The 20,914-nt window shown below is 61.9% G+C and carries 23 protein-coding genes, 1 tRNA gene and 1 pseudogene; 7 read left to right on the forward strand and 18 right to left on the reverse strand.

Going from position 1 to position 20,914, the window contains the following annotated elements; all coding sequences use genetic code 11:
• Positions 1 to 63 precede the first annotated feature (63 nt).
• Together FHT79_RS32340 and bfr are read left to right on the forward strand one after the other, a co-directional pair.
• On the forward strand, positions 64 to 462 hold the full coding sequence (locus FHT79_RS32340) for a (2Fe-2S)-binding protein (RefSeq protein WP_080759938.1): 399 nt from the start codon (positions 64 to 66) through the stop codon (positions 460 to 462).
• Positions 428 to 913 (forward strand): bacterioferritin, encoded by a 486-nt coding sequence (gene bfr / locus FHT79_RS30540; RefSeq protein ID WP_047615824.1) that lies wholly within the window; start codon positions 428 to 430, stop codon positions 911 to 913. The genes FHT79_RS32340 and bfr overlap by 35 nt, the downstream gene beginning before the upstream one ends.
• A gap of 131 nt (positions 914 to 1,044) precedes the next feature.
• Here the strand turns inward: bfr and FHT79_RS30545 are convergent, their stop codons facing one another.
• The 6 genes from FHT79_RS30545 to rsfS all read right to left on the reverse strand — a co-directional run bounded on the left by FHT79_RS30545 (position 1,045) and on the right by rsfS (position 6,816).
• Complete coding sequence (locus FHT79_RS30545; protein ID WP_183904648.1) at positions 1,045 to 1,578, reverse strand: RNA pyrophosphohydrolase; 534 nt, start codon at positions 1,576 to 1,578, stop codon at positions 1,045 to 1,047.
• Positions 1,579 to 1,616: 38 nt separating this feature from the next.
• Complete coding sequence (locus tag FHT79_RS30550) at positions 1,617 to 2,807, reverse strand: divergent polysaccharide deacetylase family protein (protein WP_028759100.1); 1,191 nt, start codon at positions 2,805 to 2,807, stop codon at positions 1,617 to 1,619.
• A 75-nt stretch (positions 2,808 to 2,882) separates the two neighbouring features.
• Positions 2,883 to 4,205 (reverse strand): S41 family peptidase, encoded by a 1,323-nt coding sequence (locus FHT79_RS30555; protein WP_028759099.1) that lies wholly within the window; start codon positions 4,203 to 4,205, stop codon positions 2,883 to 2,885.
• Positions 4,195 to 5,595, reverse strand: a complete 1,401-nt coding sequence (locus tag FHT79_RS30560) for a murein hydrolase activator EnvC (RefSeq protein WP_132574438.1) — start codon at positions 5,593 to 5,595, stop codon at positions 4,195 to 4,197. The genes FHT79_RS30555 and FHT79_RS30560 overlap by 11 nt, the downstream gene beginning before the upstream one ends.
• 176 nt (positions 5,596 to 5,771) lie before the next feature.
• Complete coding sequence (rlmH, locus tag FHT79_RS30565) at positions 5,772 to 6,254, reverse strand: 23S rRNA (pseudouridine(1915)-N(3))-methyltransferase RlmH (protein ID WP_183904649.1); 483 nt, start codon at positions 6,252 to 6,254, stop codon at positions 5,772 to 5,774.
• A 118-nt stretch (positions 6,255 to 6,372) separates the two neighbouring features.
• Positions 6,373 to 6,816: a ribosome silencing factor gene (gene rsfS, locus FHT79_RS30570; protein WP_032984631.1), complete on the reverse strand. Its 444-nt coding sequence runs from the start codon at positions 6,814 to 6,816 to the stop codon at positions 6,373 to 6,375.
• A 209-nt stretch (positions 6,817 to 7,025) separates the two neighbouring features.
• On the opposite strand from rsfS, the gene FHT79_RS30575 reads away from it, so the two are divergent.
• Positions 7,026 to 7,403, forward strand: coding sequence for a winged helix-turn-helix domain-containing protein (locus FHT79_RS30575; RefSeq protein ID WP_028759070.1), 378 nt, complete (start codon positions 7,026 to 7,028; stop codon positions 7,401 to 7,403).
• Here FHT79_RS30575 and modC read toward each other — a convergent pair whose 3' ends face one another.
• From modC to obgE, 7 genes are all read right to left on the reverse strand, one after another.
• Positions 7,404 to 8,471, reverse strand: coding sequence for a molybdenum ABC transporter ATP-binding protein (gene modC / locus FHT79_RS30580; RefSeq protein WP_028759071.1), 1,068 nt, complete (start codon positions 8,469 to 8,471; stop codon positions 7,404 to 7,406). It lies immediately after the preceding gene.
• Complete coding sequence (gene modB / locus FHT79_RS30585; RefSeq protein WP_028759072.1) at positions 8,468 to 9,169, reverse strand: molybdate ABC transporter permease subunit; 702 nt, start codon at positions 9,167 to 9,169, stop codon at positions 8,468 to 8,470. The genes modC and modB overlap by 4 nt, the downstream gene beginning before the upstream one ends.
• A 278-nt stretch (positions 9,170 to 9,447) precedes the next feature.
• Positions 9,448 to 10,239: a molybdate ABC transporter substrate-binding protein gene (gene modA, locus FHT79_RS30590; RefSeq protein ID WP_183904650.1), complete on the reverse strand. Its 792-nt coding sequence runs from the start codon at positions 10,237 to 10,239 to the stop codon at positions 9,448 to 9,450.
• A 496-nt stretch (positions 10,240 to 10,735) separates the two neighbouring features.
• A complete protein-coding gene (locus FHT79_RS30595; protein ID WP_028758416.1) occupies positions 10,736 to 11,416 on the reverse strand; it encodes a nicotinate-nucleotide adenylyltransferase in 681 nt (226 codons plus the stop codon).
• Positions 11,391 to 12,674: a glutamate-5-semialdehyde dehydrogenase gene (locus FHT79_RS30600; protein WP_028758417.1), complete on the reverse strand. Its 1,284-nt coding sequence runs from the start codon at positions 12,672 to 12,674 to the stop codon at positions 11,391 to 11,393. The genes FHT79_RS30595 and FHT79_RS30600 overlap by 26 nt, the downstream gene beginning before the upstream one ends.
• On the reverse strand, positions 12,667 to 13,836 hold the full coding sequence (gene proB, locus FHT79_RS30605; protein ID WP_028757229.1) for a glutamate 5-kinase: 1,170 nt from the start codon (positions 13,834 to 13,836) through the stop codon (positions 12,667 to 12,669). The genes FHT79_RS30600 and proB overlap by 8 nt, the downstream gene beginning before the upstream one ends.
• Positions 13,823 to 14,923: a GTPase ObgE gene (obgE, locus tag FHT79_RS30610; protein WP_028757230.1), complete on the reverse strand. Its 1,101-nt coding sequence runs from the start codon at positions 14,921 to 14,923 to the stop codon at positions 13,823 to 13,825. The genes proB and obgE overlap by 14 nt, the downstream gene beginning before the upstream one ends.
• A gap of 83 nt (positions 14,924 to 15,006) precedes the next feature.
• On the opposite strand from obgE, the gene FHT79_RS30615 reads away from it, so the two are divergent.
• Positions 15,007 to 15,873 (forward strand): endonuclease/exonuclease/phosphatase family protein, encoded by an 867-nt coding sequence (locus FHT79_RS30615; protein ID WP_028758419.1) that lies wholly within the window; start codon positions 15,007 to 15,009, stop codon positions 15,871 to 15,873.
• Between the two features lie 95 nt (positions 15,874 to 15,968).
• Here the strand turns inward: FHT79_RS30615 and FHT79_RS30620 are convergent, their stop codons facing one another.
• The 4 genes from FHT79_RS30620 to rplU all read right to left on the reverse strand — a co-directional run bounded on the left by FHT79_RS30620 (position 15,969) and on the right by rplU (position 17,956).
• Positions 15,969 to 16,556 carry a GNAT family N-acetyltransferase gene (locus FHT79_RS30620; RefSeq protein WP_028758420.1) on the reverse strand — a complete coding sequence of 196 codons (588 nt, stop codon included), beginning with the start codon at positions 16,554 to 16,556 and terminating at the stop codon, positions 15,969 to 15,971.
• Positions 16,553 to 17,209, reverse strand: a complete 657-nt coding sequence (locus FHT79_RS30625; RefSeq protein WP_028757233.1) for a GNAT family protein — start codon at positions 17,207 to 17,209, stop codon at positions 16,553 to 16,555. The genes FHT79_RS30620 and FHT79_RS30625 overlap by 4 nt, the downstream gene beginning before the upstream one ends.
• Before the next feature lie 126 nt (positions 17,210 to 17,335).
• A complete protein-coding gene (rpmA, locus tag FHT79_RS30630; protein WP_003567620.1) occupies positions 17,336 to 17,605 on the reverse strand; it encodes a 50S ribosomal protein L27 in 270 nt (89 codons plus the stop codon).
• A gap of 33 nt (positions 17,606 to 17,638) precedes the next feature.
• Positions 17,639 to 17,956, reverse strand: coding sequence for a 50S ribosomal protein L21 (rplU, locus tag FHT79_RS30635; RefSeq protein ID WP_003543907.1), 318 nt, complete (start codon positions 17,954 to 17,956; stop codon positions 17,639 to 17,641).
• 305 nt (positions 17,957 to 18,261) lie between these two features.
• Between rplU and FHT79_RS30640 the strand changes: the two genes are divergently transcribed.
• The 3 genes and pseudogenes from FHT79_RS30640 to FHT79_RS30645 all read left to right on the forward strand — a co-directional run bounded on the left by FHT79_RS30640 (position 18,262) and on the right by FHT79_RS30645 (position 20,285).
• Positions 18,262 to 18,351, forward strand: a tRNA-Ser gene (locus FHT79_RS30640).
• A gap of 185 nt (positions 18,352 to 18,536) precedes the next feature.
• Positions 18,537 to 18,659: pseudogene (locus FHT79_RS32345) on the forward strand (ATP-dependent DNA ligase); the annotation flags it as partial.
• Positions 18,654 to 20,285, forward strand: coding sequence for a glycosyltransferase family 39 protein (locus FHT79_RS30645; RefSeq protein WP_246714086.1), 1,632 nt, complete (start codon positions 18,654 to 18,656; stop codon positions 20,283 to 20,285). The pseudogene FHT79_RS32345 and the gene FHT79_RS30645, both read left to right, overlap by 6 nt.
• A gap of 61 nt (positions 20,286 to 20,346) precedes the next feature.
• Here the strand turns inward: FHT79_RS30645 and FHT79_RS30650 are convergent, their stop codons facing one another.
• On the reverse strand, positions 20,347 to 20,901 hold the full coding sequence (locus FHT79_RS30650; protein ID WP_028758422.1) for a thioredoxin domain-containing protein: 555 nt from the start codon (positions 20,899 to 20,901) through the stop codon (positions 20,347 to 20,349).
• Positions 20,902 to 20,914: the final 13 nt, after the last annotated feature.

Here is a 20,914-nt window from a genome sequence, read left to right on the forward strand (position 1 = left end):
TCCTGAAACCTCTGCATAATTTTAGACGATATGCATGGGGTCTCATCCGGACGCTGTTATTCAATGATGCGGGGCTCGAATTTTTTCTTGACAGCCACCATCTTCTTTAGCAGAAAACACGATAGTCAGTGTCATGTTTGGAATGAAGACGTGCTCGTCTGCAGCTGCAATTATATAACCGATAAGGAAATCCGGGAGGTTATCACCAACCTTCTCGATGAAGACTGTTGGCAGCTTATCGTGCCTGCGAAGGTCTACCACGCCATGGAAAAACGCGGCCGCTGCTGCGGCTGTTTTCCCAACGTCGTCGACATCATTATCCAGACGACCGAGGAATATCACGCCCGTCGCCACTCGACGGAGACCGAAATATTTGATTTCATGTCCCGCTTGAAACAATTCCATGAGGAAAACAGGAGAGCGGACATTGAAAGGCGACAAAAAGGTCATCGAGCGGCTTAACGAGGCGTTGTTCCTCGAACTCGGTGCGGTCAACCAATATTGGGTTCACTATCGTCTTCTTGAGGACTGGGGCTACACCAAGCTCGCCAAGAAGGAGCGCGCCGAATCCATCGAAGAGATGCATCATGCCGACCGGCTTGTTGCGCGCATCATCTTCCTCGAAGGCCATCCCAACCTGCAGACCCTTGCACCTCTGCGCATCGGCCAGAACGTCAAGGAAGTGCTGGAAGCCGATCTTGCCGGCGAATATGACGCCCGCACGGCTTACAAGAAGTCGCGCGATATCTGTCATGAGGCCGGCGACTACGTCTCCATGAAGCTTTTCGAAGAGCTGCTGGCGGACGAGGAAGGTCATATCGACTTCCTCGAAACACAGATCGATCTGCTCGAGAAAATCGGCGAGAGCAAATACGGCCAGCTCAACGCCGACTCCGCCGACGAGGCTGAATAAGGCCCCTGCCGATATCGGCCGCCCCATCGGCGGCCGATATTCTTCACCTGGCCCGATATTCTTCATCTGGCATTGTCGTGGACCTTGCTCCCGTTTGCCGAGCGCGAACCGAAGCGGTCTTCCTGCTCAAATCAATGTTCCGATTGCAGCGTCGTCAGATGCTGGAACTCGGCCACGACCTGGTCGTAGACGGCGCGCTTGAAGGGGACGATCAACCCCGGCAGCTGCTGCATCGGCTTCCATTCCCAGGCATCGAATTCCGGCTCGTGGCCGCCAGGCGGCGGGTTGATGGCGATCTCGCTGTCGTCGCCGTCGAAGCGGAAGGCGAACCAGCGCTGCGTCTGACCGCGGAATTTTCCTTTCAGCCCGATGCCGATCAGTGCCGGCGGCAGATCGTAGTTGATCCAGTCTCGCGCTTCGGCGAGCAGGGTCACCGTCTTCATGCCGGTCTCCTCGTAGAGCTCGCGGTAGGCGGCGTCCAATGGATCCTCGCCGTTGTCGATGCCGCCCTGAGGCATCTGCCAGAGCTGCGGCGAGCCGTCATATTCGGAATTGCCGTCGGGGATGCGCCGCCCGGCCCAGACGAGGCCCTGGCGGTTCAAGATCATCACGCCGACGCAGGGGCGGTAGGGCAGATCCTCGGCTTTCACAGTCGCCTGGCTCATCTTTTTCTCCGTTAGGGGATTCTTCTCAGGGATCCTTGTCAAGGATTCCGGGGGTCGTTGGAAAGGGCGGCGACGCCGACGATCTCGATGCCGCGCATCGCGGCCTCCTCGCTCCATTTGGCGATGGCGTCAACGCTCTCATCGAAAGCCGATGCGACGCCGATCGCCTGACCGTTCTTGCGGGCGATGCGCTCGAGTTCGTCGAGCTTCTTCAGGATGGCGTTGATATCGAGCTGGCCGTCGAGCTGCAGATCGGCAAAAGCATAAGGCAGTTCGGTTCCCTTGGCCACCGTCGCCGTCTTTGATTGTGCCGAAGTGCCGTCGTCGAGGAACAGCAGGCCGCGTTTGCCGATATCGCGCATCACGGGTTCCATGGCGGCGGGATCCGACAAGAAACGGCCGCCGAGATAATTCATGACGCCGGTATAATTGGTGATCTCGCCCATCGCCTTGTGCAGGTTCTCGATGTTGCGGGCGGCCGGCTTCGTGGTCAACAGGGTTTCAGGACCGGGATCATTCGCCGGATAATCAAATGGTTCGAGCGGTACCTGCAACAGGATCTCGTGGCCGCCGCGGCGGGCTTCCTGCATCCAGCGCTGCAGGCTGTTGCCGCTCGCGGCGAAAGCAAAGGTGATCTCTTCCGGCAGGTCCGCTATGGCGCGCTGCGTTCCGGTCTGGCTGAGCCCGAGACCGCTGACGACGATGGCGATGCGGACGCCGCGCGCGCCGGACGAAGGACGGGCATATTGATCCATCGGCCGCCGGCCATCCGGACCGACGATCGGAAGCCTGCCCAAGGGGGTTTCTTCGAGCAATGCTTCATTCGGCTGAGCGGCCATGCGCGGATCCTGGCCGATCTGCATGGCATCGACCAGCACCGGCCCGCTGCCGTCACGCGGTCGCGGGCTGTATTTGGTGACGACGGAGCCGTCACCGGTGACCATCTGCTCGACATTGGCGCCCGAGCGCGGCTCGGCGCGCGGCATGTCAGCCGCCTGGTTGGCGGCTGTCGTTGGTGGCTGAGGCTGGGAAGGCGGCGTTGCTGGCTGCTCGGCCGCAGGCGGTTTGCTGCGTTCGAGCCCATCGCCGCGAAATGCCGTATAGAGCGAGAAGCCGCCTATCGCGAAAAGGCAGAGACTGGCGGCGATGCGGCCCAGGCGCAGAACACCCGGGCGCCGGCTGCCGGTTTTGCGGTTGCGGCCCAAAGGCGCATGCAGGTCCGTTCCCAATTTTTCGCCCGCTCCAAAACCGGGAAACAGCAGAAAGGGAAGGCCGGGCGAGGTGCCCGGCCTTGAGATGATCGATTACTTGGCGACGACGGCCTTGTCCGGGTTCGGTGGGAAGGCCGGATCGGTCTTCTTGCCGCGCAGGAGGTCGAGCGCGTAGTTCAGTTGAACGTCGTCCTTCGGGTCCGGCGGGACGTAAGCAACGGAGCCCGAACCTTCGTCCGTCTCGCTCTGGCCCTTGATGTGGCCGCGCAGGCTGGATTCGCCTTCGGTCACCATCTTGCCCTGCAGTTCCTCCGGCAGCGGCTCCTCGACCTTGATGTCGGGCGTGATGCCGGTACCCTGGATCGAGCGGCCCGACGGCGTGTAATAGAGCGCCGTGGTCAGGCGCAGCGCGCCGTTTTCGCCGAGCGGGATGATCGTCTGGACGGAGCCCTTGCCGAAAGACCGCGTGCCGAGAATGGTGGCACGGCGCAGATCCTGAAGAGCGCCGGCGACGATTTCCGATGCGGAAGCCGAACCGCCATTGATCAGCACGATCACCGGTTTGCCATCCGTCAGGTCGCCCGGGCCGGCATTGAAGCGGCGGGTTTCATCCGGATTGCGGCCGCGGGTCGAAACGACCTCGCCGCGCTGCAGCAGGGCATCGGAGACGTTGATCGCCTGGTCGAGCAGGCCGCCCGGATTGAGGCGCAGGTCGAGAACATAACCCTTCAGCTTGTCAGCCGGAACGGTGTCCTTGATCTTCTTGATCGCCTTTTCCATGTCGGGATAGGTCTTCTCGGTGAAGGAGATGATGCGGAGATAACCGACATCGTCCTCGACACGCGACTTGACTGCCTGGACGGCGACGACGTCACGGACGATCGTCAGTTCGATCGGCTTATCGGCGCCCTTGCGGATCAGCGTCAGCTTGATCGGCGTGTTGACGGCGCCGCGCATCTTCTCGACGGCGTCCTCCAGCTTCAGGCCGCGCACGGACTGGCCGTCGATCTCGGAGATATAGTCACCGGCGAGAACACCGGCCTTGGCGGCGGGCGTATCATCGATGGGGGTGATGACCTTGACGAGTTCGTCTTCCATCGTGACTTCGATGCCGAGACCGCCGAACTCACCCTTGGTCTGGGTGCGCATGTCCTCGGCGTCTTTCGCATTCATGTAGCTCGAATGCGGATCGAGAGAGGAGAGCATGCCGTTGATGGCGTTCTCGATCAGCTTGTCTTCGGCCGGCGGCGTCACGTATTGCGCACGCACGCGCTCGAAGACATCGCCGAAAACCGAAAGTTCCTTGTATGTAGAGGATCCGGCCGCTTCTGCCGGCACACCCGCCGAGTAAATGACGCTCATTGCGGTCGCACCCATCAATGCGCCGACCAGAACAAGAGAAGCCCTACGAATCATTGCGTGCCTTTCCAGTGTCTTTGGAGGTCCACCACGGCCGGGAATCGACCGGTTTACCGTCCTTTCGAAATTCAATGTAAAGCGTTGGCCGGTCCGTTTCCAGCGCCAATGCAGTTGCGCTTGCCACTCTTTTTGCGCCCATCACGGCAAGCGGCTCGCCGGAGAAAACGAACTTTCCCTGACGGGTATTGATCGTATCCATTCCCGAGAGAACCAGGTGGTATCCATCGCCCACGTCGAGGATGATCATCTGGCCGTAACTGCGGAAAGCGCCGGCGAAAACCACCAGGCCATCCGCAGGCGCCGTCACCACCGTCTCCGGATTGGTGGCGACCGTCATTCCCATGGCCTCGTGTCCGGTGCCGTCGGCATCGCCGAACTGGCGCAGGATATCGCCCGCAACGGGCACCTCCAATTTCGCCTTCAATTCTCCGAAGGGATATGCGGGCGCAATGCGGTTTTTATCGGGCACGCCGCTGTCGGCGAGCGCCTTGGCCTGAGCGCGCTGCTCGTCCGTCATAAGCCTGCGGTTCTCCTCCGCCTGGCGGGCGGCGGCGGCAGCGTCCCGCACCGAAGCGATCTCGGATTCCATCGAGGCGACAAGGCCTTCAAGGCTCGTCGCCTTGCCCGCCAGCTCTTCGGAGCGCTTTCTCTCGGCTGCGAGTTCGGCGGCATTGGAACGGCTGAGCTTGTCGTTTTCGGCAAGCAGCAGGTCCATGCGCCGCTCTTCCTCGATGCCATCCGTCATCGTCGCGGTCAGCGAGGCTTTTTCGGCGGCGCTTGCGGTTTGCAATGCGGCGAGGTTTGCGAGGTCTGCGGCAAGTTTGTCGGTCTCCTTGCGGATGCCGGGCACGACCGCGCCGAGCAGAATCGCGCTGCGCACCGAGGCAAGCGCGTCATCGGGGGTGACGAGCAAAGCGGGCGGCGGGTTGCGGCCCATGCGCTGGAGTGCTGCCAGCACCTCGGCCAGAAGGCCGCGGCGCTCATGCAGGGAACGGCGGATGCCATCCTCCTTGACGCCGAGATCGGCAAGCTTCTTCTCGCTTTCGAGGATCTGCTTTTCAAGCGCCTTGCGGCGTGCGGCGGAATCGATCAGCGCCTGGCGGATGCTCTCCGTGCTCTTTTCCAGATCGGCAATGCTCCGGCGAAGCGCGCTCACCTTGTCGGTGGAGAGACTGATGGTCTTCGACAGGGTTTCGAGTTCGGCTCGGGTCTGATCACGCTTGGCGGCAAGTTCGGCGGCAGGATCGGGCGGTGGCGGCTCGGCTGCCGGCTGCGGTGCGGATTGTGCCGCTTCGGGGGCGGCTTCCTGCGCCCGGACGATGAACGGATTTGCCGACACGACAATCACCGCCACACCGACACCGGCCGCGATAGCCGGCAGGATCATGCGGTGTCGCCTGGTGGATGCTCTCGTCATGCGTGTTGGGGCACTTTCTCAAATCGCGCGAAGACTAAGCTGATTTGGCGCGCTTTGCCAGAACGTTCGACGGAGTGCGAGTGGCCAAGCAAACACGGCTGCGTGACATTACGACGCGCTGGGCGACGCATTGGGCCGCCGCGGCATCAGACGCGGTGATAGGGGTGGCCGGACAGGATGGTAACGGCGCGGTAGAGCTGTTCGGCGATCAGCGTGCGCACCAGCTGGTGCGGCCAGGTCATCTTGCCAAGACACAGCGTGGCGTCGGCACGATTGTACAGGGCGGGATCGAGGCCGTCGGCGCCGCCGATCGCGATGGTCAGTTCGCGTTTGCCCTGATCGCGATAGGAGCCGAGCAGATTTGCGAAGGCTTCACTGTCGAGCGCCTTGCCGCGTTCATCGAGAAGAATGAGAATGCTGCCATCGGCAAGCGATTTCAAAAGCATCGCCGCCTCTTCACGCTTGCGGGTTTCCGCATTGGAGGCACGGCTTTCGGCCACTTCGGCAACACGGGTAAATTCGAGGCCGACGGCAGGGCCGGCCTTGGCAAAACGGTCGAGATAGCGGGCCACAAGATCCTTTTCGGGGCCGGACTTCAGCCGTCCCACCGCAAAAAGACCTATTCGCATTCATCCGCTCCCGCTCATGCGGCACATCGGGCGCACACTGCGCCACCGGCCGGCTTGTGATATTTTCCGGCCAGCCAATGCCACGTCTCAGGCGCCGGACAGAATGCCGGCCTGCCTGTCAGTGCCGTGTTTCTTCATCCATATCCGGAGCCGCCCACATCTTTTCGATGTTGTAGAACTCGCGGATTTCGGGACGGAACACATGCACGATAATGTCACCGGTGTCGATCAGGACCCAATCCCCGCCTTCCTGACCTTCGACGCGGGCCGTACCGAGGCCGTCGTCCTTAAGGTCGGTCAGCAGATGATCCGAGATCGCCATGACATGCCTGTTCGAGCGGCCGGAGACGACGATCATGTAGTCTCCCAGCGCCGATTTTCCGGCAATGTCGATGGTGACGATATCTTCAGCTTTGGAGTCCTCAAGGCTGGCGAGGACGGTTTCTAGGGCACGGGCGGCGGCATCGGCGCCACGTTCCGCACTCTTCGGGATAACGGCGAGCGTTTTTCCCTTGGCGTGTACTGTTGTCAGTGCTTTCCCTTTCCTGGAATGACAAACTATGCACAACACAGATCCGATCGAGACCGGATCATGGTTAAGATAGGCATCAAACCATTAATGTTTCAAGACATGCTAAGGTACGGAACGGCCGAAAATCCGATCTAACGTCCGAATTGAAGAATATTGCCACGCGGGCTGCTTCCGGCGGGCGGTGTACAGTTTCCATACCGCAGCGTAAAGTGCCGAAAATTCCGCGATCTCTGGATTCAATGACCGACTCAGCCGCAAAAACACTCGTTCCCGTCCTGCGAATCAGCTTCCCGGACCAGGATCGCCTCGGTCGCGGAAAGATGGAGCTCCTGGAGCACATCCGCTCGACCGGTTCGATCTCGGCGGCGGGGCGGGCGATGGACATGTCCTATCGCCGGGCATGGCTGCTCGTCAGCGAGATGAACCGGATGTTCTCTGAACAGGTGGTGGAATCGCAGCGCGGCGGGCAAAGGGGCGGCGGCGCGGTGCTGACGCCGTTCGGCGAGGAACTGCTCGAGCGTTTCCGCCGGATGGAAAAGACGGTGCGCACTAGCCTTGCCGACGATCTCGCCTGGCTCGAAGGCAAGCGCAATCTGCAACAGGGCAAGCGCGGCTGATCAGGCCTCCAGGGCAACCGTCTTGATGACGGCGAAGACCGCCCTTCCCGGCCGAAGATCGAGGCGCTCGCAGGAGAGGGTCGTGATCCGGGAAAGAATGATATCGCCGCCGCAATCGAGCCGGATTTCCACCGTTCCGTCCTCGGCCGGCGATATCCGCTCTATCCTTGCTGCCAGGATATTCAGCGCGCTGAGCCCCTCCGGCTTTGCGGTCGCCAATATGACATCGCGGGAGGGAATGCGGATGCGGACCGATTTGCCGGGCGCAAGGGCCGCACCCGGAATATGGAGCCGGCAGGATTTCAGCGCGACGGTCGACAGGCGGTGAAGCGGATCGAAGCTTTCCACGGTGCCTTCGAGTAGCGCGCCCGCCTCGCGCCGATCGGCGGAGGTTGACGGACGGCTCAATATGTCGATGGCGGAACCGGTCGCTTCCACCTTGCCGTCGCGCATGACGACGACCTGGTTTGCCAGCCGCGCCACCTCTGCGATCGAATGGCTGACATAGACGATCGGGATGTCGGTCTCGTCGCGCAATCGTTCCAGATAAGGCAGAATCTCAGCCTTGCGCGCCTCGTCGAGGGCGGCGAGCGGCTCGTCCATCAGCAGCAGGCGGGGCAAGGAGAGAAGCGCGCGGCCGATGGCGACGCGTTGCTTCTCGCCGCCGGAGAGTTTCGCGGGGCTGCGCGCCAGCAGCGTCTCGATACCGAGCAGGTCGACGATGCGATCGAAGTTCTCGCCGCGTGCCGTTCTCGCCGCGAACCAGCGGCCGTAGGAGAGATTGGCGCGAACGCTGAGATGCGGGAAAAGCCGCGCCTCCTGGAAGACATAACCGAAACGGCGGCGATGTTTCGGGACGAAGATGCCGGTTGCGGTGTCGGTCAGGGCCTCGCCGTCAAGGGCGACGCGGCCTGCGTCCGGGCGCGCGAGGCCGGCGATGATGCGGATCATCGCGGTCTTGCCGGAACCGGAACGGCCGAACAGCGCGGTGACGCCACGCTCGGAGGTGAAGGCGGCATCGAGCGAAAAGGCGCCAAGCTTCTGTTTTGCCTCGACAATCAGCGTCATTCCGGATCGATCCTCCGGCCGGCGAGACGGGCGAGGAATTCGGAGGCGAGCAAAGCGGCCATGGAAATGACGACGGCAACGAGCGTCAGGCGGAGTGCGCCGGCATCGCCGCCCGGAACCTGGGTAAAAGTGTAGATCGCCGCCGACAGCGTCTGGGTTTCGCCGGGAATGTTGGAGACGAAGGTGATCGTCGCGCCGAATTCGCCCATTGCCTTGGCAAAAGACAGGATCATGCCGGCGATGATGCCGGGCAGGGTCAGCGGCAGGGTGATCGTCAAGAAGACCCAGACAGGTCCGGCGCCGAGCGTTCCGGCCGCCTCCTCCAGCTTGCGGTCGACCGCCTCGATCGACAGGCGGATGCTGCGCACCATCAGCGGAAAGGCCATGATGGCGCAGGCCAAGGCCGCACCCGTCCAGCGGAAGGAGAGAACGATGCCGAAATACTGGTCGAGCAGGCTGCCGACCGGACCGCGGCGGCCGAACAGAATGAGCAGAAGGAATCCGGTGACGACCGGGGGCAGGACCAGCGGCAGGTGAACGACGCCATTCAGCACAGACTTGCCCCAGAAGCGGCCGCGGGCAAGCATCAGGGCGACGAGGATGCCGAAGGGCAGGCTTGCCAGCATGGCGACGATCGAGACGCGCAGGCTGAGCTGGATCGCCGTCCATTCCTCATTGCTCAACCCCAACATGTCCAAATGCAGCTGTCTCCCTGGAAGTCTGGGGGCACGCCGGGGCGAGCCTCAGTTTGTTGACAATGCTCGTTCTTTACATGGCGTCATCCGACGCCTGCCCCTCATCCGCCTGCCGGCACCGACCGGGGTCAAGCCACGGGTCTCGACCCGTCCTTCAGACCCCCGCTCGCGGGGCGAAGGGACGCCGTCGCACCGTCTTCCTCCACCTCAACGCGGCTACTTATCGATCGATGCAAATGCTTGGGGTACAAGACAAGCATCACGAAACACTAATTGGTCGACTATTTCAGAATCGTGAAACCCTGCGCGGCGAAGAAGACGGCGGCCGTGTCGGATTTCAGGAAGTCGAGATAGGCTGCTGCATCCGGGTTCTTGCTCTCGGCAAGGATTGCGATCGGATAGATGATCGGCGGGTGGGAATCGGCCGGGAAGGCGCCGACGACGGCGACACCCTTATCGGCTGCGGCATCCGTCTGGTAGACGATGCCATAAGGCGCTTCGCCGCGGGAGACGAGGGCAAGGGCGGCGCGCACGCTTTCGGCGCCGGCGACCTTGCTTTCGACCGATTTCCAGACGCCGAGCTTTTCGAGCGCGGCCATGCCATATTTGCCGGCCGGAACCGATTTCGGCTCACCCATGGCCAGCTTGCCGTCACCCAGCAGTCCTGCAAGATCGAAGCCCTGCTTGATCTCGACCGGTTTTGCCTTGGCCTTTTCGGCAACGAGCACGATGCGGTTGCCGAGCAGATTGGAGCGGGTATCGGCCTTGATCAGGTTTTTCTTGGCGACGTAATCCATCCAGTCGAGATCGGCCGAGATGAAGACATCGGCAGGAGCCGCGTTTTCGATCTGCTTGGCCAGGGCTCCGCTCGCCGCATAGGAGGCGACGGTTTCCTTGCCGCTTTCCTTGGCCCAGGCGGCGTTGGCGGCGTCGAGCGCATCCTTGAGGCTGGCGGCCGCAAAGACGGTGAGCTTTTCGGCTGCGGTAGCAGGCGCCGGAAGCGCTGCCGCGCCAAGCCAGAGGGCTGCGATCGCGGCGGTTGCCTGTTTCATCCATCGGCGGCGGTTCTGCATGATGTCTCCCCAGGTTTCGAAATATTGCAACGAATATAACGGGTGGGGTGCTTTGGCTAGGGATATATCCAGAAAAATATAACCATATCGGGCCTGCGTGTTCGCAACGCCCAATGGTTTTGGCATTGTTGAAGTGCATGGCTCGAACCGCAGCATGAGATCCAAAGGGCGGAAATATCCAAACGACAGTTGGCAGACCGCAACGATTCCCGGCGGTAGAGTATGCTCCGTCGATTTCTGCCAAGAAAAACGGCAATGCCAAAGCCATAAGGCTGCATAGGATTGCAAGTGACGCATTGCTGCAATGCAACAATCGATATTCATCTTCCTGCGAAATATGGTACAACACACTCATCGAAACGGCTTCTCCTCCTCCCATAGCCGTTCGGTAGGATCGACAACACTCCTCCTCCCAGTTGTCGATCGAGTTTATAAGCCCGACGGATCTCCTCCCCCGTCGGGCTTTCTCGTTTTCGGGACATCCTTGGAAATCAAACTAAAGCGCGTCGCCGGGCGCCGAGCCGTTGCGGATTGCCGTCGAGCTCAGGCCGGAGCGCGGCCCGTGGATGAAGGTCCAGGCCGGCGCACGCTTCTTCCAGAGAACACGGGCATCATCCTCGTCGACCCGGGCGAAATCGAAGGTCCTGGCCATTTTCGAGGAGAGGAAGGAGAGCGTCGCACCCGGCCGGTCGATCACCGCGATCGGGAAGGTGCGGGCAATCTCCTGCCATTTCTGCCATTTGTGAAAGGTCTGCAGGCTGTCGGCGCCCATGATCCAGATGAAATGCACATGCGGATTGCGGGCCTTGACGCGGGCAAGCGTGTTGGCAGTGTAGCTGACGCCGAGCGTCTGTTCGAAGGCCGTCACCTTGACGCGGGGGTCGGCGGCGACACGCTCGCTTTCGGCAATACGCTCGGCAAGCGGGGCGAGCTGGTTGCGGCTCTTCAGCGGATTGCCCGGGGTGACCATCCACCAGAGCTGGTCGAGGCCAAGCCGCTTGAGGGCGATCTCGGCGACCAGCGCGTGGCCCTGATGCGGCGGATTGAACGAACCGCCAAACAGACCGACGACCATGCCGCGCTCGCTGTGCGGCATGCGGAGATAGTGCCGGTCCACATTCTCAATCGTCACGTCTGGCTCGGTCGTCACCTCAGGGCCGCGTCTGTCCGGCACCATGCACCCGATATTTGAACGAGGTGAGCTGTTCGACGCCGACAGGACCGCGGGCATGCATCTTGCCGGTGGCAATGCCGATTTCCGCACCCATGCCGAACTCGCCGCCATCGGCAAATTGCGTCGAGGCATTGTGTAGCAGGATTGCTGAATCGACTTCGGTGAAGAAACGCGCGACGACGTCAGGGTCCTCGGCGATGACGGCCTCGGTATGGTTCGAGGAATAGGTCTGGATATGGGCGATGGCGCCCGATATGCCGTCGACGACGGCAACCGAAATGATCGCGTCGAGATATTCGGTCGACCAATCCTCCTCGGTCGCGGGCTTCATGCCGGGTGCGACCTTCAGCACCGTTGCCGAAGCGCGGATCTCGCAGCCGGCCTGCGCGAGAACCTCGAGCAGCGGCGTCAGATGCGTGCCGATCGCGGCGCCATCGACGAGCAGGGTTTCGGCCGCGCCGCAGATACCGGTGCGGCGCATCTTGGCGTTGACGACGATCTTCTTCGCCATTTCGATATCGGCCGAGGCATCGACATAGATATGGCAAAGGCCTTCGAGATGGGCAAAAACCGGCACGCGGGCCTCGTTCTGCACGCGGGCGACCAGGCTCTTGCCGCCGCGCGGCACGATGACGTCGATCGCGCCCTCCAGGCCGCGCAGCATGGCGCCGACGGCAGCGCGGTCGGCGACCGGAACGAGCTGGATAGCATGCTCTGGAAGTCCTGCCGCCTTCAGGCCTTCAACCAGGCAGATATGGATAGCCTGCGATGAGCGGCGCGAATCCGAGCCGCAACGCAGGATGACGGCATTGCCCGCCTTGAGGCAGAGGGCGCCGGCGTCCGCCGTGACGTTCGGCCGGCTTTCGAAGATGACGCCGATGACGCCGAGCGGCGTGCGGACGCGCTCGATCTTCAACCCGTTCGGCCGGTCCCAGGCGGCGATGACTTCGCCGACCGGATCGGCAAGCGCGGCAATGGCGCGGATGCCCTCGGCCATTTCGGCGACACGCTTGTCGTTCAGCGTCAGCCGGTCGACGAAGGAGGCAAGCATTTCTGTGCCTTCGATATCCTTCAGGTCCTTGGCGTTCTCGGCAAGAATATGCGCCTTGTTCGCCAGGATCGCATCGGCCATGGCGTTCAGCGCCCTGTTCTTCACCTCGGTGGACGCAAAGCTCAGCGGTCGCGCGGCAGCCCTCGCCTTGCGGCCGATGTCGTTCATCAGCACGTCAATGTCAGGGCTTGGCGCCACGGTATCAAGCATAGCTCGCGTCCTTCTTCTGCCTTTCCGATTTCGAACCGATCTGTGCCGTCATGACCATGTCGTCGCGATGGACCATGGCGGCGCGCCCGGCATAACCGAGGATGGCGGCGATTTCCGCCGATTTGCGGCCGGCGATCCGGCGGGCATCGTCGGCATCGTAGCTGACAAGACCGCGGCCGATCTCGCGGCCGGCCGGGCCGATGATCGCCACCGTATCACCGCGGCTGAAGAGGCCGGAAACGCTGCGCACGCCGGCCGGAAGCAAGCTCTTGCCGGCCCCGAGTGCAACGACGGCGCCGTCATCGACATGCAGTTCGCCGGCCGGCTGCAACTGCCCGGCAATCCAGGTCTTGCGGGCGGTGACGGGCGTGCCAGACGGCGCGAACCAGGAGGAACGCGCGCCGTTTTCGATTGCCGACAGCGGGCTGTCGGTCTTGCCCGACGCGATGATCATGGCGCAGCCCGATGTGGTGGCAATCTTGCCGGCATCGATCTTGGTGCGCATGCCGCCACGCGAAAGCTCGGAGGCCGCACCCCCGGCCATTGCCTCGATCTCCGGCGTGATCGCGGCAATCGTCTCCAGGAAGGTCGCGTTCGGATCGAGATGCGGCGGCGCGGTGTAGAGGCCGTCGATATCGGAGAGAAGAATGAGCAGATCGGCGCCGGTCATCGTCGCGACGCGGGCGGCGAGGCGGTCGTTGTCGCCGTAGCGGATTTCGCTGGTGGCGACGGTATCGTTCTCGTTGATGATCGGCACGGCGCCGATTTTCAAAAGCTGATTGATGGTGGCGCGGGCATTGAGATAGCGGCGGCGTTCCTCGGTATCTCCAAGCGTCAGCAGGATCTGGCCGGCGACGATCTCGTCGCGCGACAGGCTTTCCGACCAGGCACGCGCCAGCGCGATCTGGCCGACGGCGGCCGCCGCCTGGCTTTCTTCCAGCTTCAGCGCGCCCGAGGGCAGGTCGAGTACCGAGCGGCCGAGCGCGATCGCGCCCGAGGAGACGACGAGCACATCGATGCCCTTGGATTTCAGGCCGGCGATATCGGCGCACATGGCGTCGAGCCAGGCCTTCTTCAGCCCGGCCTTGCGATCGACCAGCAGCGCAGATCCGATCTTGATGACGATGCGGCGGTAGCGGCCGAGCGGCTTACGGCTGGTCATCGGCCTCGTCCTCGCCCTGAACCTCGCCCTTGTCCTCATCGGAGACGACCATGTCGCGATGGCGCAGCTTCGGCACCTTGGCCGGCTTCTCCTCGGTATTGGCCTCGACGATGATGTCGCGCAGGGCGCGCAGGACCTCGGTCATGCCCTTGCCGGTGACGGCCGAAATCTGGAAGGGCGTCTTGCCGCAGGCCTTGGCCAATTCCTTGGTCTTCTTCTTCAATTCGGCATCGTCGAGCAGGTCGATCTGCGACAGCGCCACGATCTCAGCCTTATCCGTCAGCTCGTTTCCATAGGCTTCGAGCTCGTGCTTGACCGTCTTGTATGCCTTGCCGACCTTTTCCTCCTGGGCGGAGACGAGGTGGAGCAGCACGCGGGTGCGCTCGACATGGCCGAGGAAACGGTCGCCGATGCCGACACCTTCATGGGCGCCTTCGATCAGGCCCGGAATGTCGGCGAGGATGAATTCCCGCTCGTCGATGGTGGCAACACCGAGGTTGGGATGCAGCGTGGTGAAGGGGTAGTTGGCGATCTTCGGACGGGCACGGGTGACGGCAGCCAGGAACGTCGACTTGCCGGCATTGGGCAGGCCGACGAGGCCGGCATCGGCAATCAGCTTCAGCCGCAGCCAGAGGGTCTTTTCCTCGCCGGGCAGGCCGGGATTGGCCCAATCCGGCGCCTGATTGGTCGAGGTCTTGAAATGGGCGTTGCCGAAGCCGCCATTGCCGCCATGGGCGAGGCAGAAACGCTGGCCTTCGACGGTGAGATCGCAGATCAGCGTTTCCCGGTCTTCCTCGAAGATCTGGGTGCCTACGGGAACCTTGAGCGTCACGTCGCTTCCATTGGCGCCGGTGCGATTCCTGCCCATGCCATGGGTGCCGATCGTCGCCTTGAAATGCTGCTGATAGCGGAAATCGATCAGCGTGTTCAGTCCGTTGACAGCCTCGACCCAAACGTCGCCGCCGCGTCCGCCATCACCGCCATCCGGGCCGCCGAACTCGATGAATTTCTCGCGCCGGAAGGAAACGCTGCCGCCGCCGCCGTCTCCGGACTTGATATAGACCTTTGCTTCGTCGAGAAATTTCATTTTACTTCCAATATTCAGTGGCAGTTGGACGGCCGTCTTGGCCCATTCGATATAGGCGGTTCCGACGGAGGTCAAAGATTATCGTGAATTTCGTGAGCTATAACATACAGTACGGCTTCGGTCTCGATGGCAGATACGATCTGCCGCGCATTGCCCGGAGCCTCGAGGGGGCCGATGTCATCGCGCTGCAGGAGGTGACCCGCGGCTTCTCCCGCAACGGTTTTGCCGACATGGTGGCCGATGTTGCCGCCTTCTTTCCCGACTATTTCTGGGTGTATGGGCCAGCCTGCGACATGCATGTCGAGGCTGATGAAGGCGGGCTGCAGCCGGAGCGGGGCACCCGATTCCAGTTCGGCAACATGGTGCTGTCGCGCTGGCCTGTTATCTCGACCCGGACGCTGCTTCTGCCGCGCAGCCGGACGATCGGCAAGATCAATCTGCAGCGCGGCGCAATCGAGGCGGTGATCGAAGCACCCGGCGGCGCGTTCCGCGTCTACTCCGTGCATCTCGACCATGTCTCTGCCGACGAGCGCATCCGCCAACTGCAATTCCTGAACGCGCAGATCAATGCCTTCGTCCAGGAGGGCGGGTCGCTGACGGGAGGCGGCGAATTCGATCTGCCGGAGCCGCCGCTGCCGGAAGATTACGTCATCATGGGCGATTTCAACATGGAGCCGGAATCGGCGGAATATTGCGCGCTTGCCGGTGCCGGCGGCGGATATTACGGCCGTGTCGCCAGGGTCGGCACGCCGATCGACGCCTTTGCGGCGCTCTCGGCCTATCGGCCGGAGAGCTACAGCTGGATGGATCCCGAAGATCACGGCAAACGCATGCATCTCGATTATTGCTTCGTCAGTTGCGGCCTCGAGGCCCGGTTGAAATCCGCCCGGATCGATACGCAATCCGAGGGCTCCGATCATTTTCCCCTATGGGTCGAGATCGGCGATTGAGGGAGCCGCGGCGGCGGCGGCGTCTCCCTTTCTAGTCCTGGATGAGAGCATGATGTTGTCCGAAAACCGCGTACACTTTTCGGCATCATACTCTGTCACGCAACCTTGCGCGGCTGCAGCATGCCCGGCTGCAGCACGGTTTCGATGTGCGACACCATGGTGTTGCGGGCGAAACAATAAATTTCGCCGCAACCCGTCATGCGGAAACCGAGCTTCTCCTGCAGTCGCAGCGAGGCCGGGTTGTCGGCGAAGACGCCGGAATGGACCGGCGTCTCCGGCATGCGGCGCGAGAAGCGCTCGATGATCGCCGCCACCGCCTCGCTCATATAGCCGCGCCGCCAGTAGTAGCGGTTCAGCCAGTAGCCGAGGTGCCAGCGGCCGTGACGCAACTCGATCGAGACGTTGCCGATATGGACATCGTCGTGACCGGTGATCGCCAGCGGCCAGTCGGGCAGGGTGCCCGAGGTGACTGGGATCAGCCAGTCCAGCGCATCCTGCCGGTCGAACGGCGCGGGTACGCGGGACAGCATGCGCGTGACCGCGAAATCGGAGAGCGATTCCGCGATCGCAGGCGCATCGCTCAGCCTGTGCGGGCGGAGCGTCAGCCGGGCGGTCGAGATGACCGGCGCGGGGCCGGGCATCATCGGCTTGACCTCAGGCCTTTGCAGCGCGGTCGTGCTCATGCGATGTTCCCCCAGCTTCGGAGGGACATCCAGGTCTTGCGGTCGAGCCTGTACCATTCGACCGGCACGTTGCTGCCGAGCGCCAGCGAGGCGGCGAGCCCCGATCCCTGGAACTGGAAGCCGCACTTCTGGATGACGCGGCGCGAGGCGACGTTCATCACCCTGCAGCGGGCGTCGATCTGATCGACGTCTTGGCGGGTTCTGAACACCATATCGACCAGGGCATGGCAGGCCTCGGTCGTATAGCCCTTGTTCCAATAGGGCTCGCCCAGCCAGTAACCGATCTCGACGGTCTTGCCGTCGGCATGCGGCTCGACGCCGCAGCAGCCGATAAAGGCGCCGTTTTCGGCCTTGGTGATCGCATAGACGCACTTGCCAATCTCGCCATTTTTCGTGCGACGCACGAAGTCAGCAGCATCATTGGCGGTATAGGGGTGCGGCATACGCGATACCATGGTGGCGACTTTGGCGTTGTTGGCGAGATGGGCAAGGGCGTCGATGTCTTCTTCATGGGGCGCGCGCATGACGAGCCTTTCCGATAACAAGACAGGGCAATCGGTCCTTAACCGCTCCGGCCTCAGCCGTTCTTCGGAAGACCGCTGGTCTTCCCGGGGAGACCGTGATTGGTCTGCCCTTAACAATTCGCCTTGCATGGTTCAGTCCTCCTTGAGGGGTAAAGAAAAAGGGGAGATGGCGCCCCATCTCCCCTGTTTTCTAGACTGAACCTGATACGGCCAGCCGGGTCGATGAGACGCCGGCTGTTTTTGAGCGCTACCGGCTTATTCCGCTGCTTCCGCTTTCGGCATGACAGACACGTAGACGCGACCGTTGGCCTTCGTTCGGTAGTTCACATTGCCGGCGGTAAGCGCAAAAATCGTGTGATCCTTGCCGAGGCCGACGTTGGAACCCGGATGCCACTGCGTCCCGCGCTGACGCACGAGGATGTTGCCTGCGATGACGGCTTCGCCGCCGAACTTCTTCACGCCAAGGCGCTTGGATTCGGAATCGCGACCGTTGCGCGAGGAACCGCCAGCTTTTTTGTGTGCCATTGGAGTTCTCCTTTAAACCTTGTCCCGTTGATCTTACTTGGCAGCCACGATGTCCGTGATACGGACGACCGTGTGATGCTGACGATGGCCGCGCGAACGCTTCGAATTCTGACGGCGGCGCTTCTTGAAGGCGATGACCTTCTTGCCGCGGTTCTGTTCGACGACTTCTGCCTTGACAGAGGCGCCGGTAACGAAGGGCGCACCGATCGCAGCGTCGGCGCCTTCGCCGATCACGAGCACTTCGGTGAATTCAATGGAATCGCCAGCGGTGGCTTCCAGCTTTTCGATGGTCAGCACGTCGTTGGCTGCCACACGGTACTGTTTACCGCCGGTCTTGATGACTGCGAACATTTTTTATCCTTTCATGTTCGTTCCAGCTCTCCTCGCTCGCTGAGCAAGGTGGCCGTCTTTTTATCAGTCGAAGTTAAGCAGGGATTTCAGAGGGAAACCTCGAACTCTTCCTGCCGGTGAAACGCCCCACGCAAGCGCAGGACAAGCAAGGCACGGATTTCTCCAAACCTATTGCGCAGCCGAGATACGCGAGCGACAAAAAAGTGTCAAGGCAAAAGGATGGAATGCTTCGACTTTTCGGCTTGCCAACCTGTCATATGCTCGTTATGAGAACGCCCGCGCCGAACAAGCGCCGACCAGACCGCGGAGAGGTGGCAGAGTGGTCGAATGCACCGCACTCGAAATGCGGCATACCTGCAAGGGTATCGTGGGTTCAAATCCCACCCTCTCCGCCATAACGCTTCAAGCGCATAATTTTCCTGCAAACCGCTGAAATACCGAGACATCAGAGCGGGAAGGCGCCGTAGCTCTTTCGGCGGACAAGCGGATGCCGGACTGCGGTGTCGCAGTTCCAGTGCGGATGCGTCAATAATCAATCTGGGCGAATTGCTTTTTAAGGCATTGCTGATGAAGTGCCGGCATGACAAAGCCGCCCCGCAAGCCTTCCAAGCCGCTGCTCGGTGAAGCCTACGGGCCGCTCCGCAGCCAACGGCACTGGCTGCGAGATCCCGCTCAGCCCAATCTTCCTCTCGATCCGATGCCGGACGACCCGGATTTGAACCAGGCCGAAGGTCAGCCATACCCGCAGCGGGCGACCGACCGGGACATGGCGGCTCGCAACTTCCTGAGCTTCAACACGGCGATCTTGCTGGGGATCTTGTTCATTGGGATCGTCTTCAGGTTCCACAAGATCACCTTGCCGCTGGTCGACGGCTTCAGCTGGCGCGAGGTCAGCACCGCAATGATGGCCGACAATTTCCAGCAGCGCAGCTGGAACATCTTCTTTCCGGAGGTCAGCTGGACCGGGCCCGGGCCAAGCTATCAGGGCCGCGAGTTCCAGATCGTCAGCTATCTCACAGCCCTGCTCTACCAACTGTTCGGCTGGCACGACTGGTTCGGCCGCATGGTTGCGGCCTTCTTCAGCCTGGTGACGGTGTTTTCGCTGCACAGGCTGACGGCGCGCTGCTGGGGCGAGATGCACGCCCACGCGGCGGCACTTGCCTACGCGCTGATGCCGGCGGCGATCATGATCGACAGCTCGTTTCTTCCCGATCCCGCGATGCTGGCCTTGGTCACTCTCGGCGTCTGGCTGTTCGTCAGATATTGGGCCGGCGGCAGCGGTTGGCTCTTGCCGTTCGCCACGGTCAGCTTCTCGCTCGGCGCACTTTCCAAGCCACCGGGCCTCGCCGCCGGTGCCGTCATCTTCTATCTGATGGTCTGCTGGATTCTGGAGAAGAAGTGGAAGCAGGCGAGTTGGGTCTTCCTGTCGGGGCTCCTGAGCCTGGTCGTCATCGGCGCTTATTTCAGCTGGGCGATTTATCTCGGCCGCAGCTATCCGCCGTTTCATGTCGCCGGCACCGGCGGCTATATCTGGGAAGATGGCTTCCGGACATACCTCAGGAACAGGTTCTACTTCCAATCCGCGTGGAACACCTCGGTTTTGTGGTTCTACGGCTATCCGTTCATGGTGCTGTTTGCGGTCGGCTTGTGGATACCGCCCAGACCTGCCGAAGACCCTAGGCAACGCACCCTTTCGCGCATTCCCTATGTGTGGCTGGCTGCGGCCGTGATCGTCTATCTGGCGGCGGCCGGCGAGATCACCGGCAATGTGTGGAACTTCCACATCTTCCATATACCGGTCGCGATATTCTCAGGCCGCGGCGCGCTTCTTCTGGCAACCCTTGCATCGAGAACCGTTCTAACGCCGGCGGTCGTGCTTCGCTCGATCTGCATCGTGGCGGTCGCACTTGCCTGGTCGACCCTTCCCCTCGTCAGGACGATGAAGAAGCCAATCGCCATGAAGGGCAAGCTGCTTGGCGAGGAACTGGCGCGGCTGGCGCAACCGGGCGACCTCGTCGTCGCCATCGCGCCCGAGGTCGGCGATCCCGTCGCAATCTACTACAGCAGGGCGCGCGGCTGGGTGTTCCCGCCCGGCGGAGGCGATGAGGAATGGTCGAAATTCGTCGCCGATGACGCCACTGCGATCGCGCAGCTGGAGGAGTTGCGCGCGCAAGGCGCGGATCTGTTCGGCGTTGCCAAGAACGCCATCGACAAACAGGACCTGCTGTTCGTCGAGCATCATGACGGGGTCATCGACTATCTGGACAAGACCGCAACCAAGCTTGTGGATTCGGATGATTTGCTGGTCTACAGGATCACTCGTCCATGAGAGCCGACAACAGTCGCTGCGGGCGCTCTCATTAGTATGTCAGAGCCGTTTGATCTCTGTTTTATTGTATTTTCTTCACCCAGACTCCGACCTCATCGCCGCTGCTCAGATCGGGCTGCACCAGCCCATCGATCATGAAGGTCGGCGAGACATGGATGCCGTTCTGCCGGGCATATTTGCAATGCCATTTGATCTCCCGGTCGAGATCCGGAATTGCGAAGGCCTCCTTCAGCCTGACGCCGCTGTAGGTTTCCAGGCGCTCGATGGTCTGGTTCGGCGTCACGTCCATGTTCGGGCCGCCGGCATGGCGTTCAAACTCGAAATCCTCGCGATGGGCGGCAATGGCGGCCATCACTTTCTTGGCTGTCTGCTTGCCGCCTTCCAGCGTTGAGGCTGCGATGATGCAGCGGACAAGGACGCCCGAATACATGTGCCAGGGTTGCGACTGCAGACGGATCTTCACGGTGATCCTGTCTTCGCCGGCTCGGCTCAGCAATTCGTCGAGCTTGTTGAACGCCCTGACCGAATAAGGGCAAGTCGGCTCCAGAAAGGCTTCGAAGATGCGGGAGCCAGTTCCCCAGGTGAGCGGATCTGCGTGCCAGGCGGTGGTCGTCATGGGATTCCTCTCT

The sequence above is a fragment of the Rhizobium sp. BK212 genome (assembly GCF_014197475.1).
Lineage (GTDB): Bacteria > Pseudomonadota > Alphaproteobacteria > Rhizobiales > Rhizobiaceae > Rhizobium > Rhizobium anhuiense.